This window comes from Agromyces sp. Root81, from assembly GCF_001429165.1.
Classification (GTDB): Bacteria; Actinomycetota; Actinomycetes; order Actinomycetales; family Microbacteriaceae; genus Agromyces.
The window spans coordinates 449,766-462,861 of record NZ_LMIR01000001.1 but is presented as its reverse complement, the minus strand read 5'-3'; the positions used below and the strand labels follow the sequence as shown (position 1 = coordinate 462,861).

The 13,096-nt window shown below is 68.5% G+C and carries 15 protein-coding genes; 8 read left to right on the top strand and 7 right to left on the bottom strand.

Going from position 1 to position 13,096, the window contains the following annotated elements; genetic code table 11:
• Window positions 1–9: 9 nt before the first annotated feature.
• From tatA to lnt, 4 genes are read left to right on the top strand one after another with little or no spacing between them, the layout of a single operon-like run.
• Entirely contained in the window at window positions 10–222 is a 213-nt protein-coding gene (gene tatA, locus ASE14_RS02300; RefSeq protein WP_056650176.1) for a twin-arginine translocase TatA/TatE family subunit, read from the top strand.
• A 50-nt stretch (window positions 223–272) separates the two neighbouring features.
• Window positions 273–1,025, top strand: coding sequence for a twin-arginine translocase subunit TatC (gene tatC / locus ASE14_RS02295; protein WP_056651648.1), 753 nt, complete (start codon window positions 273–275; stop codon window positions 1,023–1,025).
• A gap of 12 nt (window positions 1,026–1,037) precedes the next feature.
• Window positions 1,038–3,470, top strand: a complete 2,433-nt coding sequence (locus tag ASE14_RS02290; RefSeq protein WP_056650175.1) for an RNA helicase — start codon at window positions 1,038–1,040, stop codon at window positions 3,468–3,470.
• A 30-nt stretch (window positions 3,471–3,500) separates the two neighbouring features.
• Complete coding sequence (gene lnt / locus ASE14_RS02285; protein WP_082599960.1) at window positions 3,501–5,108, top strand: apolipoprotein N-acyltransferase; 1,608 nt, start codon at window positions 3,501–3,503, stop codon at window positions 5,106–5,108.
• Here lnt and ASE14_RS02280 read toward each other — a convergent pair.
• The 4 genes from ASE14_RS02280 to ASE14_RS02265 form a co-directional block, all read right to left on the bottom strand.
• Window positions 5,062–5,427 (bottom strand): RNA polymerase-binding protein RbpA, encoded by a 366-nt coding sequence (locus ASE14_RS02280; RefSeq protein ID WP_056650172.1) that lies wholly within the window; start codon window positions 5,425–5,427, stop codon window positions 5,062–5,064. The genes lnt and ASE14_RS02280 overlap by 47 nt on opposite strands.
• A gap of 83 nt (window positions 5,428–5,510) precedes the next feature.
• Window positions 5,511–6,266 (bottom strand): glycerophosphodiester phosphodiesterase family protein, encoded by a 756-nt coding sequence (locus ASE14_RS02275; protein WP_056650169.1) that lies wholly within the window; start codon window positions 6,264–6,266, stop codon window positions 5,511–5,513.
• A 10-nt stretch (window positions 6,267–6,276) separates the two neighbouring features.
• A complete protein-coding gene (locus ASE14_RS02270; RefSeq protein WP_056650164.1) occupies window positions 6,277–7,209 on the bottom strand; it encodes an SPFH domain-containing protein in 933 nt (310 codons plus the stop codon).
• Window positions 7,209–7,676, bottom strand: a complete 468-nt coding sequence (locus ASE14_RS02265; protein WP_235511099.1) for an NfeD family protein — start codon at window positions 7,674–7,676, stop codon at window positions 7,209–7,211. Before ASE14_RS02265 ends, ASE14_RS02270 begins: the two co-directional genes overlap by 1 nt.
• Window positions 7,677–7,816: 140 nt before the next feature.
• Here ASE14_RS02265 and ASE14_RS02260 point away from each other — a divergent pair, with 140 nt between their 5' ends.
• Window positions 7,817–8,590: an SDR family oxidoreductase gene (locus ASE14_RS02260; RefSeq protein ID WP_056650159.1), complete on the top strand. Its 774-nt coding sequence runs from the start codon at window positions 7,817–7,819 to the stop codon at window positions 8,588–8,590.
• An 83-nt stretch (window positions 8,591–8,673) separates the two neighbouring features.
• On the opposite strand, the gene ASE14_RS02255 is transcribed toward ASE14_RS02260, so the two are convergent.
• On the bottom strand, window positions 8,674–9,285 hold the full coding sequence (locus tag ASE14_RS02255) for an HdeD family acid-resistance protein (protein WP_056650155.1): 612 nt from the start codon (window positions 9,283–9,285) through the stop codon (window positions 8,674–8,676).
• A gap of 133 nt (window positions 9,286–9,418) precedes the next feature.
• On the opposite strand from ASE14_RS02255, the gene ASE14_RS02250 reads away from it, so the two are divergent.
• From ASE14_RS02250 to ASE14_RS02240, 3 genes are read left to right on the top strand one after another with little or no spacing between them, the layout of a single operon-like run.
• Window positions 9,419–10,174 carry a phosphotransferase gene (locus ASE14_RS02250; RefSeq protein ID WP_056650151.1) on the top strand — a complete coding sequence of 252 codons (756 nt, stop codon included), beginning with the start codon at window positions 9,419–9,421 and terminating at the stop codon, window positions 10,172–10,174.
• A complete protein-coding gene (locus tag ASE14_RS02245) occupies window positions 10,171–10,854 on the top strand; it encodes a M23 family metallopeptidase (protein WP_235511052.1) in 684 nt (227 codons plus the stop codon). The genes ASE14_RS02250 and ASE14_RS02245 overlap by 4 nt, the downstream gene beginning before the upstream one ends.
• 52 nt (window positions 10,855–10,906) lie before the next feature.
• Window positions 10,907–11,317 carry a VOC family protein gene (locus ASE14_RS02240; RefSeq protein ID WP_056650146.1) on the top strand — a complete coding sequence of 137 codons (411 nt, stop codon included), beginning with the start codon at window positions 10,907–10,909 and terminating at the stop codon, window positions 11,315–11,317.
• Window positions 11,318–11,333: 16 nt separating this feature from the next.
• Here the strand turns inward: ASE14_RS02240 and ASE14_RS02235 are convergent, their stop codons facing one another.
• Together ASE14_RS02235 and ASE14_RS02230 are read right to left on the bottom strand one after the other, a co-directional pair.
• A complete protein-coding gene (locus ASE14_RS02235) occupies window positions 11,334–12,002 on the bottom strand; it encodes a thioredoxin domain-containing protein (RefSeq protein ID WP_235511051.1) in 669 nt (222 codons plus the stop codon).
• Between the two features lie 123 nt (window positions 12,003–12,125).
• Window positions 12,126–13,067, bottom strand: coding sequence for a phosphotransferase family protein (locus tag ASE14_RS02230; RefSeq protein ID WP_056650143.1), 942 nt, complete (start codon window positions 13,065–13,067; stop codon window positions 12,126–12,128).
• Window positions 13,068–13,096: the final 29 nt, after the last annotated feature.

Sequence of the window (13,096 nt, the reverse complement as noted above, 5' to 3'; positions counted from 1 at the left end):
CGAACCCCCATGTGGCAAGGCTTCACTGGTTGGCACGCGCTGATCATCCTCGTGGTCATCCTCTTGCTTTTCGGAGCTCCCAAGCTTCCCGCGCTCGCCCGTAGCCTCGGACAGTCGATGAAGATCCTCAAGACGGAGGTTCGCTCCGACAAGGCCGATCCCGACGTGCCCGGCGACGAGACGCCGAAGGCCGACGCCCCGGATTCCGGCAAGAACTCCTGACTACGGTGACCGCGGTGAAAGATCGCGGTGAGAAGGACCGCGAGAAGCGGATGTCGCTCGGTCAGCATCTGATCGAGCTCCGCAAGCGCCTCTTCATCTCTGCGATCGCGATTGTGGTCGGTGCTGCGCTCGGATGGTGGTTGACCGACCTCTTCGTTTGGGATGCGCTGCAGGAGCCGGTGAATCGGGTCGCAGAGGCTCGAGCGAACGAGACGTCCCTCGTCTTTCCGACGATCTCAAGCGGTTTCGATCTGTACCTCCAGATCGCGTTCACGCTCGGGATCGTTCTCTCGAGTCCGGTCTGGCTCTACCAGATCTTCGCGTTCCTGGTTCCCGGGCTGAACAAGAAGGAGCGACGCTTCACACTTGTATTCTTCGCCACCGCGATTCCGCTGTTCTTCGCGGGCTGTGCGGCCGGTTGGTTCGTGCTGCCGAACATCGTGAAGCTCATGACGGGATTCGTTCCCGAAGGATCGTTGTCGCTGCTCACCGCGAAGGAGTACATCGACTTCGTCTTGAAGCTCGTCGTGGCGATCGGCATCGCATTCGTCGTGCCCGTGTTCGTCGTGCTGCTGAATTTCGCCGGCGTCATCAGTGCCGCGTCCATCATCAAGTCGTGGCGGGTCGCGATCCTCGTGATCGTGCTCTTCACCGCCGTCGCGACGCCGTCGGCCGATGTCGTGTCGATGTTCATGCTCGCGATCCCGATGATCGGCCTGTACTTCCTGGCCTGGTTCATCGCGCACCTGCACGATCGTCGTGTCGCACGCCGTAACGTCCTCGAATTCGGGGAGCCTGTCTAGGCTGGAGTGGTGATGAGCCTCTCGCCGGCCGAGCGTTACGCGCTCTCTCGCCAGCAACGCCGCCAGCCGCGTCTCGCCGACTTCGTCGCGGGTCAGCGATTCGACCTCGACCCGTTCCAGCTCGCCGCCTGCGGTGCGCTCGACGAGGGACGCAGCGTGCTCGTCGCGGCGCCGACCGGTGCCGGCAAGACGGTCGTCGCCGAGTTCGCGGTGTTCCTGGCCATGCAGGAAGCCGGCGCGAAGGTGTTCTACACGACGCCGATCAAGGCGCTCTCGAACCAGAAGTACCAGGAGTTCGTCGACACCTGGGGGGCCGATTCGGTCGGCCTCCTCACCGGCGACACCAACGTCAACTCGGGTGCCCGCATCGTCGTGATGACGACCGAGGTGCTGCGCAACATGCTCTACGCCGACTCGCCGCTGCTCGACCGGCTCGCGTACGTGGTCATGGACGAGGTGCACTACCTCGCCGACCGCTTCCGCGGGGCCGTCTGGGAAGAGGTGATCATCCACCTGCCCGAGGCGGTGCGACTCGTCTCCCTCTCGGCCACCGTCTCGAACGCCGAGGAGTTCGGCGACTGGCTGCAGGCGGTGCGCGGGGACACCGACGTGATCGTCTCCGAGGAGCGGCCCGTGCCCCTCGAGCAGCACGTCATCGTGAAGTCGAAGATGCTCGACCTCTTCGACTCATCCGGCCAGGCATCGACGAACCGGGTGAACCCCGAGCTCAAGCAGCTCGCACGCGCCGGCGGGCGCTCGATCTCTGGCCGGTCCACCCGCGGGCAGCGGGGCGGCGACCGCGGCCGATACCACCGCGACGCGCGCAGCGGCAGCGGCCGTGCGGACCGCCCGGAGGTCGTGGCGATGCTGCAGGGCAAGAACCTGCTGCCGGCGATCGTGTTCATCTTCTCTCGTGTCGGGTGCGACCAGGCGGTGCGGCAGGTGCTGCGCAGCGGCATCCGTCTCACCGAATCCGTTGAGCGCGCCGAGATCCGGCAGATCGTCGAGTCCCGTGCGCGCATGCTGCGCGATGAGGACCTCGCGGTGCTCGGCTACTGGGAGTGGCTCGAGGGACTCGAACGCGGCGTCGCCGCTCACCACGCCGGTATGCTGCCGGCGTTCAAGGAGATCGTCGAGGAGCTCTTCCAGCTGAAGCTGCTGAAAGTGGTCTTCGCGACCGAGACGCTCGCGCTCGGCGTCAACATGCCGGCGCGCTCGGTGGTGCTCGAGAAGCTCGAGAAGTTCAACGGCGAAGCACGGGTGCCGATCACGCCGGGGGAGTACACCCAGCTGACCGGCCGAGCGGGTCGACGCGGCATCGACGTCGAGGGGCACTCGGTCATCCAGTGGGTCGACGGGCTCGATCCCGAGGCAGTCGCTGCACTTGCGTCTCGCCGCAGCTACCCGATGAACTCGAGCTTCCGGCCGACGTACAACATGGCCGTGAATCTCATCGACCAGTTCGGGCGCGAGCGCACCCGGCAGATCCTCGAGCTCTCGTTCGCGCAGTTCCAGGCCGACCGTGCCGTCGTCGACCTCGCCCGCACCCTGCGCAAGCAGGAGGAGTCGATGGCGGGCTTCGAGCAGGCCATGAGCTGCCACCTGGGCGACTTCGGCGAATATGCGGCCCTCAGGCGACGCATCGGCGAGATCGAACGGCAGTCGTCGAAGGGCAATCCCACGCACGCCCAGCGCGATCGGATGCAGCGCGATCTCGCCGCGGCACGCAAGGCCATGCGCGCGCACCCGTGCCACGGCTGCGCCGAGCGGGAATCGCATGCGAGGTGGGCCGAGCGCTGGTGGCGGCTCAAGCAGGAGCACGAGCAGCTCTCCCGCCAGATCCGCACCCGCACCGGGCAGGTCGCCAAGCGCTTCGACCGGGTCACCGAGGTGCTCGAGTCGCTCGGCTACCTCGACCGCGACGCATCCGGTGTGCTCGTCTCGACCTCGGCCGGCCGCGTGCTGAAGCGCATCTACGGCGAACGCGACCTGCTGGTGGCCGAGTGCCTGCGGCGCGGCATCTGGGACGGCCTCGACGAGGCCGGGCTCGCCGCCATGGCGGCCTCGCTCGTCTACGAACCCCGTCGCGACGACAGCGGCGTCGAGTACCGACTGCCGCGCGGCCGGTTCCGAGAGGCGTTCGAGCGCACAACCGACACCTGGAGCGTGCTCGACGACCTCGAGCGCGATCACCGGCTGCCGGGCAGCGAGGTGCCCTCACCCGCCCTCGCCTCCGCGATGCACGCCTGGGCGCGCGGCGCCGGCCTCGGCACGGTGCTCGCCGACACCGAACTCGCCGCCGGCGACTTCGTGCGGCTCACGAAACAGGTCGTCGACCTGCTCGACCAGGTGTCGATCGTCGCCGACGCGGAGCTCGGGGCCACGGCGCGCGCTGCGATAGATTCGGTGCGGCGCGGGGTCGTGGCGTACGGCGCCGTCACATGAGCGGCACCCGCGGTCGCCTAGGCTGAGCTGGTGCCCGAGAAGACCCATCGCCCTCTGCTGCCGCTGTGGGGCGCGGTGCTCGCCGCCGCAGCCGGAGGATTCGCGTACGACCTCGGCTTCCCGGGCGCGAGCATCTGGCCCCTCGCGTTCCTCGGCATCGCCCTGGCACTGATCAGCCTCATCGGCCGCTCCTCATGGGGTGCGGCGCTCGTCGGCCTCGTCTTCGGCCTCTCGTTCTACCTGCTGCAGGTCTCATGGACCTCGCTCTACCTCGGCCCGGTGCCCTGGATCGCGCTCTCCGTGCTCGAGGCCCTCTTCGTGGCCGGTGGCGGTGTGCTGATCGCGCTCGCCTACCGATGGCTGCCGCGGGTCAGCGGTTCGCAGTGGATCCGGCTGGTCGCTCTGCCTCTGCTCGTCGCCGGCCTCTGGTGCGTACGCGAGGCCGCCACCGGCAGCATGCCCTACGGCGGGTTCCCTTGGGGCAGGGCGGCGCTCAGCCAGTCCGAGAGCCCATTCGCCCAGGTCGTGTCGTGGGTCGGCTCCACCGGCCTGAGCTTCGTGATGGTCGCCATCGTGGCCGGCGTGATCGAGTGGGTGCGGCTTGCCGGGTGGCGTCGGCCGGTCACCGTGCTGCCGGTCGTCGGGCTCCTCGCGGTCACGATGCTCGTGCCCGCCTGGCAGACCACGCCCGCCGGTGAACTCCGGGTCGCGAGTGTGCAGGGCGACGGGCCCTCCGGCTACTTCGACGAGCGGGAGCCGGGCGATGTGCTGGCCGCGCAACTCGCGGCGACCGAGCCGATCCTCGACGAGCCCGGCATCGACGTGCTGCTCTGGCCCGAGGGCGGCTCCGACATCGATCCGACGCGGAGCGCCTCCGTTGCCGGCATCTTCGACCGACTGAGCGAAGAACTCGACGCGCCACTCGTGCTGAACACGGTCACGGTGCGCGCCGACGAGTACTTCAACACCTCGATGCTGTGGCGGGCGGGGGAGGGCGCCGTCGACCTCTACGACAAGCGGCACCCGGTGCCCTTCGGCGAGTACATCCCCGACCGGGACTTCTGGTACGCCCTCGCGCCCGACCTGATCGGCCTCGTGCAGCGCGGATACACCCCGGGCACGAACGCGCCGGTCTTCGATCTCGGTGACGCCGTCACCGGCCTCGCGATCTGCTTCGATGTCATCTACGACGACGTCATCTGGGAGGGCGCCCGCGATGGCGCCCAGCTCTACATGCTCCAGACGAACAACGCCGACTTCCGCGGCACCGACGAGAACCAGCAGCAGCTCGCGATCGCCCGGCTCCGGGCGATCGAGACCGGTCGCTCGGTCGTGAACATCTCGACCGTCGGCACGAGCCAGGTGATCGACCCGTCAGGGAGCACCATCGATTCGCTGCCGGCCTACGAACCGGGTGCGATGGTGACCGATGTCGAGCTGCGCGACGGATTGACGCCGTCGGTGGTGCTCGGCTCGAGCGTGCCGTTCGTGATCGTGATCGGTTCGCTGGCAGCACTCGTCGCAGCCGGAATCATCGCGCGCCGACGGTCTCGCGACCGGGGCGGCGATTTGCCGTCGGATCGGATGCTGCCTAAGCGCCGATCTTCTGCTGGCCGCGACGGGCTCGCAGGTAGCTGAGCCGCTCTTCGAGAAGCTCTTCGAGCTCGGCACGGGTGCGACGCTCGAGCAGCATGTCCCAGTGGGTGCGGGCGACCTTCTCGCCCGAACGGTCGATCTCGACCGGCTTCGAGTCCACGAGCAGCACGGCGGATGCGCCGCAGTGCTTGCACTCCCACGACTCCGGCACTTCGGCCTCGGCCGAGAACGTCATCACGGTCTCACGACCGCAGGTCTCGCAGCGATAGGCGTACTCCGCACGGTCCGCGAACACCACGCCGTCTTCACTCTGCAGGCTCTGTGCGCCGATGCGCATGCCTCGAAGGCTCCTGTCCGCCATGGCGTACTCCTCTCGCTCGCTACATGTCTAAACGATCAAGCTGGGCATTCCCTTTCCGGACCCTGAGGTTTACCGGGGAATTCTCAGCTTCGTGCGGCGATGAGGGGGAGTGCGAGGTCGGCGCGGTCGGTCACGAGCCCGTCGACACCGAGGTCGAGCAGTCTCGTCATGTCAGCGGTGTCGTTGATGGTCCAGACGTGCACCTCTGCGCCCGCGCGATGCACCGCGGCCACGAACCGCTCGGTCACGAGCGGCACGGCGCCGAGCCGCTCCGGCACCTGCAGGGCGCGCGCGCCGCGGAGTGCGTTCTCGAGCAGACTGCTCGAGCCGAGGAGCGAAGCCAGACGAGCACGGATGACTCCGGCTCCGCCGGCCGAGGTCACCGCATCGGGGACGAGTCCGGCGAGCCGGAGCCGCCGGCGTTCGGAGAAGCTCGTGAGGAGCACGCGAGAATCGGCCCGCACCGCGGCGATCGCCGCGACGGTCGCCTCGACGGCGTCTTCGGACTTCACGTCGATGTTGAACCGCGTCTCGGGGAAGGCGTCGAGCGCCTCCTCGAGCGAGCAGAACCCCTGGCCGTGACCGAGGTCGATGCGGCGCAGCTCGGCCATCGTGAGCTTCGAGACCTCGGCCGCGCGGCCGGCGACGCGGTCCAGCGTGGGGTCGTGTGCGATGACGGAGACGCCGTCCGCGGTGAGGTGCACATCGGTCTCCACGAACTCGGAGCCGATCGCGACCGCCTTCGCGAAGGAGAGGAGGGTGTTCTCTGGTGCGTCGAGCGCGAGGCCGCGGTGCGCGAGCACTCGCGGCCTCGGAGGCGCGAAATAGGTGGAGACCACGAACCGGCTCTCAGAGACGTGGACCGGTCGCCCCTGGGGCGTCCGGCGCGGCCTGGGCCGGTGCGGTGGGAGTGAACGCCTTGCCGATGCCCTTGAGCGCCTCGGTGAGTTCGCTCGGCACGATCCAGAGCTTGTTCGACTCGCCCTGGGCGATCTGCGGCAGCATCTGCAGGTACTGGTAGCCGAGCAGCTTCGGGTCGGCGTCGCCCTTGTGGATGGCGTCGAAGACCGTGAGGATCGCCTCGGCCTCACCCTGAGCCCGGAGCACAGCGGCCTTCGCATCACCCTCGGCCTCGAGGATGGCGGCCTGACGCGCACCCTCCGCGGTGAGGATCGCGGACTGCTTGGTGCCCTCGGCGGTCAGGATGAGCGCGCGGCGGTCCCGCTCGGCGCGCATCTGCTTCTCCATCGAATCCTGGATCGAGTGGGGCGGGTCGATCGCCTTGAGTTCGACGCGCCCGACACGGATGCCCCACTTGCCCGTCGCCTCGTCGAGGACGATGCGCAGCTGGCCGTTGATGTTGTCGCGCGAGGTGAGCGCCTCTTCGAGGTTCAGCCCGCCGACGACGTTGCGGAGGGTCGTCGTGGTGAGCTGCTCCACGGCGCCGAGGTAGTTCGCGATCTCGTAGGTCGCTGCCCGGGCGTCGGTCACCTGGAAGTAGACGACCGTGTCGATCGAGACGACGAGGTTGTCCTCGGTGATGACCGGTTGCGGCGGGAACGAGACGACCGTCTCGCGCATGTCGACGAGCGGGCGCAGCCGGTCGATGAACGGCACGAGGATGTTGAGTCCGGGGCTGAGGGTCTTGTGGTAGCGGCCGAGCCGCTCGACCACGCCCGAGTACGCCTGGGGGATGATGCGGATCGACTTCGCCAACACGACGATGACGAAGATGACGATCGCGACGATGACGACCGTCGCGATGATCGTGGAAACTTCCATCAGGCCCCAGTGCTCCTCTCCATCGGGACGACGACGGCCGTCGCCCCGTCGATGCCGGTGACGAGCACACGCTCGCCGACCGCGACATCTGTCTGCTCGGTGATGGGCGACAGTCGAGCCGTCCACACGTCGCCGTTCTGCAGGCGCACCTGTCCGCCGGCCGGGGTCACGGTGCGGACCACCTGGCCGTCGGCGCCGATGAGCGCGTCGATGTTGCTCCGTGCGGGATCGCCGCCGCGCCGCAGCATCCGCAGCAATGACGGCCTGAGCGTCAGGATCAGCGCGACCGCGACGAGCGCGGCGATGATGAACTGCGCCCACCACGGGATCCCGAAGAGACCGGAGAGCAACCCGGCGACGCTGCCGAGAGCCAGCATGAGGAACGTCATCTCGAGCGTGAAGACCTCGATGGTCGCGAACGCCAGTATCAAGACCAGCCAGACGATCCACGCGTACTGGGTCAGCACATCCAATTCGTTCTCCTTCGCACGGCCTGTACTGAAACTATCAGGGCGCCTGACCCAGTGGGACGCCCCTGCGGACTTGATAGTCTCGGTTCGCCTGTTCCGTGCGGACCGTCGTCCGTCAAGCCTCGAGGAGTTCCACTGTGACCAACCCGCTCGCCCCCGGATCGCTCGACGGCCGCGTCGCCCTCGTCACCGGCTCCTCGCGTGGAATCGGCGCCGACACCGCCCGCTACCTCGCGGCGGCCGGCGCCTCCGTCGTCATCAACTACCGCAGCAAGGCGCCCCGCGCAGAGAAGGTCGTCGGCGAGATCACCGCGGCCGGCGGCACGGCAATCGCCGTCGGCGCCGACCTCACCGACGCGGCATCCGTCGCCTCGATGTTCGAGCGCGCCGCGGCCGAGCTCGGACCGATCGACATCCTCGTGCTCAACGCCTCGGGCGGCATGGAGACCGGCATGGGCGAGGACTACGCCATGCGGCTGAACCGTGACGCGCAGGTCAACGTCGTCGAGGGCGCGCTGCCGCACCTCGCACCCGGCGCGCGGATCGTGTTCGTCACGAGCCACCAGGCCCACTTCATCCGCACCACCCCGACGATGCCCGAGTACGAGGCCGTGGCGCTCTCCAAGCGCGCCGGAGAAGACGCGCTGCGCGCCAAGCGGCCCGAGCTCGAGGCCGCCGGCTTCGAGTTCGTCGTCGTCTCGGGCGACATGATCGAGGGCACCATCACGGCGACCCTGCTCGAGCGGGCGAACCCCGGTGCGATCGAGGCCCGCAAGCAGGACGCAGGCCGGCTCTTCAACGTCGCCGAGTTCGCAGCCGAGGTGGCGTCGGCCGCGGTCGACCCGGTGCCGGCAGAGAACACGCGCTATGTGGGCGACACCTCGGGCTTCGCTCGCGAGGGCGACGCCTGATCATGCTCTGCTGAGCCGGCTCAGCCGAGACGGCGAAAGGCCCGCCGAAGCGATCGCTCCGGCGGGCCTTTCGAGTGTTCGGGCTATTCCGCCGCAGGCGTGACGCCGCGTCCGAAGGTGAACGCGCGCACGATCTGCACGATGCCGAGCACGATGAGGCTGATGCCGGCGATGATGAAGAGGATTGCGATTCCCCACAGCGGCGAGAACAGCACCACGATGCCGGCGACGATGCTCAGGATGCCGAAGAAGATCGCCCAACCGCGTGAGCCTGCGTCACCCGACTGAGCCAGGGTGACGATCCCCTCGACGATCCAGAGGATGCCGACGAGGATGCCGAGGAAGATCCCGAAGAAGACCGCGGATTCGCTCGGGTTGGCGAGCACGATGATGCCGCCGATCACGAACAGCAGGCCGAGGATGATGTCGAGCGTGCGTGCGCCGCCCGAGATGCCCTTCGAGAAGACACCGAGTCCGAGGTAGGCGATGCCGGCGATCAGGAAGTAGAGGCCGAACAGCACCGTGATCACGACGGCGGAGTTCTTCGGCCAGAAGGTGATCAGGAGGCCGAAGATGAGCGCGACGGCGCCGCTGATGCCGAGCGTCGCGCGGATGGTGTTGATCGCCGACTTCGTGAGCGACGAAGCGTCGAGCGAGAATGACGCGAAAACCCCACTGGGTTGCGACGTAGACATGGTGTGTCCCCTTCCGGCGGCGGGTGCCGCGCAAGGGTCAGGCTATGGCCGACCGTCGGCTGAGTGTTGGATGTGAATCCGCGAGTCTTCGGATGTCCCGGCACCGACCGTGCTCGGGTGCGAGGATCGGGAGATGGATGAAGAGCTCCTGAGCGGCGGAAACATGGAGCCCGTTGTGCGGGTCGGCGACACCGTGCGCCGAGTGCCGGGCGAGTGGACCCCGACGGTGCACGCATGGCTGCGGGCGCTTCGCACCGGCGGAATCGTGGAGGTGCCCGAACCGCGGGGGAGCGACCACCGCGGTCGGGAGGTGCTCAGCTACCTCTCAGGATCGATGCTCGACCGCGCCGACCCGGCCGTGCGCTGGTCGCCGGGGGTGCTCGAGCAGGCCGGCCGTCTGCTGCGACGGATCCACGACGTTGACCTGGCGTTCGACGCCGAATCTGCCGTCTGGAGATCACCGGCGCACGAGCCGGTCGAGGTGATCTGCCACAACGACTTCGCGCCGTACAACCTGCTGGTCGACGGCGATCGACTCGTCGGTGTGATCGACTTCGACATGGCGTCGCCGGGGCCGCGCATCTGGGACCTGGCGTACCTCGCCTATCGGCTCGCGCCATTCGCCGAGGATGCCGAAGGGTTCGACGAGCTCGAGGCGAGCGGCGGTGAACCGCGGATGGCGCGGTTGGATCGGCTGATCTCGTCGTACGGCGTGCCGTACGAGGCATCCGCTGTGCTGGCGGCCGCGGTCGAACGGCTCCTGGACCTCGCCGCATTCACCGATGCCCGCGCGGGGGAGACCGGGCGCGCCGACCTCGCAGCGCACGCCGCGATGTACCGCCGTGACGCCGAGCGCCTCCGTCATCTTCTCGAGGGGTCGGCACGGTGACGGCTGAGACCGCGACCGTGCTGGCCCTGCCGTTCACCGGGCTGTGGATGGCACAGAACAGCCCTGCCCGCCGGGTGCCGAGCCACGGGGTCGACCTCTTCGGCGAGCGGTACGCCATCGATTTCGTGGCGGTCGATGAGCGGCGTCGATCGGCGGAGCGGCGTGACTGGCGCACCCTGTTCTCGACCGAGCCCGCCGAGCGGTTCCGCGGGTTCGGGCGCCCCGTCCTCGCGCCCGCCGACGGCGTCGTCGTCGGCCTCCACGACGGCGAGCCCGATCACGAGGGCCGTCGATCGCAGCTCGCGCTGGTGCCGTACGCGATCGGGCAGGCAGCGCGCCTTCGGCAGGGTTTGCACGCCATTGCAGGAAACACGGTGACGATCGCACTGAACGACGGACGGGTGTTCGTCTCACTGGCACACCTGCGACTCGGTTCGATCCGAGTCGAGGTCGGCGACACGGTGACGAGCGGGCAGGCGATCGCCGAGTGCGGCAACTCCGGCAACTCGACCGAGCCTCACGTGCACCTGCAGGTGATGAACCGGGCAGATCCCTCGAGCGCCGAAGGTCTTCCATTGGCGTTCAGGAGCTTCAGGGAGTGGCGAAGCGACTCGGCGCAGCCGCTCACCGTCGAGACCGGTATCCCCGGCGAACGGTCGATCGTCGAGCCCGTCGCCTGAACCAGGCAGGAATCGAGAAGCGGTAGCGGCAGCGGGCGGCTAGCGTGACGCCATGGACATCACGATTCACTCGAGTTTCCTGCCGCACACGGACCCCGACGCATCCGTGGCCTTCTACCGCGACGCCCTCGGATTCGAGGTCCGCAGCGATGTCGAGTACGAGGGGATGCGCTGGATCACGGTCGGTGCGCCCGATCAGCCCGCGACCTCCATCGTGCTCGAACCGCCGGCCGCGGACCCCGGGATCACCGACGACGAACGCGACCTCATCGTCGAGATGATGGCCAAGGGCACCTACGCCGGGATCCTCCTCGCCACGAGCGATCTCGATGTCGCGTTCGCGCGGCTGCAGGAGGCCGGTGCGGAGATCGTGCAGGAGCCGCTCGAACAGGGGTGGGGCGTCCGCGATTGCGCGGTGCGCGACCCGGCGGGCAACATGATCCGCATCCAGGAGGCGCGCTGAGCGATGCTCGGGCGGTCTACTCCGTCGCTGCGAGCGCGCGATCGAGTGCCGCGCGGATGTCGTCGGGAGACGTCAGCGGAACGAGCTCGTCGTTGATGAAGATCGTCGGTGTGCCCTGGGCGCCGAGCGCCACGGCGGCATCGAAGTCGTACTGCACCCGCGCTTCGGTGGCGGGGTCGGCGACGGCCTCGTCGTAGGCGTCCATGTCGACCCCGAGGTCTGCGGCGTACTGGCGGAACACGTCGGCCTTCGAGACCTGCTGCTCGCCCCACTCGGCCTGGGTCTCGAACATGCGGTCGTACATCTCCTCGAACTTGCCCTGCTGTGCAGCGGCCTCGACGGCGATCGCGGCGGTGCGCGAGTTCGTGTGCCCGGGCATCGGGAAGTACCGCGTCACGAAGGTCACCTCGCCGGCGTAGTCCGCGCGGAGCTCCTCGACGAACGGGTTGACCGCGCCGCACACCTCGCACTCGAAGTCGAGGAACTCGGTGAATGTCACGGTGCTGCCCTCGGCGACATCGAGGCGGTGGCTGTTCTCGGCGACGACGGGGGTCGTCGGAGCCGGGGTGCCCGGCGCCGCCGCCGGAGCCTGGTTCGCGGTGACGGCGATGATGATGCCTGCAGCGGCGAGCACGAGACCCCCGATCACGGCGAGCTGGATCTTCGTGCTGTTCTTCATCGCCATGGGGAGTGCCTCTCACGCCGGTGCAGGGCGGATGCCTCGGAGAGTCGCTCTTCCGAGGCATCCGTTGGTCTCGATACAGCGTACGGGAGCGGCCATCGAGCCAGCAGGGCGGATCGGATCGCGCTATTCCGCCCAGCGCTCTCTCAGCCATTCCATTCCGGCGACCGCCTCGCGTCGCTGGAATGCGCGGAGCGTCGGCATGTTCTCCGGCGAGGGGAGTCGGGCCTTGTTGAAGAACGCGCCGGTCGTCGCCGCGAGCACGGCGTCGAGATCGCTCGGAGCGACGCCGTCGAACATCGGGTGGGTGGCGATGACTGAGTCCGCGTCGAACGTCTCGCCGCGGAGCCGCGCATCGAGCAGGTAGCTCATGCCGTCGAACCACGGCGCACCGATCGCGGCCCACGGCCAGTCGACGAGCCAGACACGGCCGCCATCGTCGAGCAGCATGTTGTCGGCGCGGCAGTCGAAGTGCACGAGGTGATCGCCCGCGACCGCCGCTCCGGCTCGGCTCGAAGTCGTCGCGAGCCGGTCGAGGTTGGTGCGAGCCCACTCGGGCAGGTGGTCGACCGCGCCGTCGGCGACGATCGCGTCCCAGCTCTCGCTGTCGGCCGAGACCTCATCGGCGATGTTCGGCAGCTCGATCGACATGCTGCCGCGAACACGTGGCAGGGCGTGCAGCATGTCCAGCACGCGGTGCACATCCGATCCGTCCAGACGAGCGCCGGGATGGGAACCTTCGATGTCGGAGAAGACGAGCGCGACCCAGCCGTCGTGCTCGATCCCGCCGAGCAGCTCAGGGGAGGGCAGGCCGCTCGGGGCGGCGCGCATGAAGGCGAGCTCTTGCCGGTGCAGCGCTGTCGTTCCCGCGTTGTGATCGACGTGCGCCGCCTTCACGAAAGCGCGAACCCCGTCGCCGGTCCGGATGCGGTCCGCACTGCCGGAGGAGAAGCCGCTCGGCTGGCTGCGCGCCTCGACGACCGGTGCTCCCAGCAGGCTCTCGATCTCACCGGTGAGCTCGGGCGGCAGCGCCGCCCATTCGAGGCGCTGCTGCACGTGATGGTTCATCGCACCATCGTAGGGGGCACTCGCGCGAC

Excerpts from the sequence above, each read along its gene's own strand:
- tatA (WP_056650176.1), top strand. The coding sequence starts at position 10 with ATGTGGCAAGGCTTCACTGGTTGGCACGCGCTGATCATCCTCGTGGTC.
- tatC (WP_056651648.1), top strand. The coding sequence starts at position 273 with ATGTCGCTCGGTCAGCATCTGATCGAGCTCCGCAAGCGCCTCTTCATC.
- ASE14_RS02290 (WP_056650175.1), top strand. The coding sequence starts at position 1,038 with ATGAGCCTCTCGCCGGCCGAGCGTTACGCGCTCTCTCGCCAGCAACGC.
- ASE14_RS02280 (WP_056650172.1), bottom strand. The coding sequence starts at position 5,427 with ATGGCGGACAGGAGCCTTCGAGGCATGCGCATCGGCGCACAGAGCCTG.
- ASE14_RS02270 (WP_056650164.1), bottom strand. The coding sequence starts at position 7,209 with ATGGAAGTTTCCACGATCATCGCGACGGTCGTCATCGTCGCGATCGTC.
- ASE14_RS02255 (WP_056650155.1), bottom strand. The coding sequence starts at position 9,285 with ATGTCTACGTCGCAACCCAGTGGGGTTTTCGCGTCATTCTCGCTCGAC.
- ASE14_RS02250 (WP_056650151.1), top strand. The coding sequence starts at position 9,419 with ATGGATGAAGAGCTCCTGAGCGGCGGAAACATGGAGCCCGTTGTGCGG.
- ASE14_RS02240 (WP_056650146.1), top strand. The coding sequence starts at position 10,907 with ATGGACATCACGATTCACTCGAGTTTCCTGCCGCACACGGACCCCGAC.
- ASE14_RS02235 (WP_235511051.1), bottom strand. The coding sequence starts at position 12,002 with ATGGCGATGAAGAACAGCACGAAGATCCAGCTCGCCGTGATCGGGGGT.
- ASE14_RS02230 (WP_056650143.1), bottom strand. The coding sequence starts at position 13,067 with ATGAACCATCACGTGCAGCAGCGCCTCGAATGGGCGGCGCTGCCGCCC.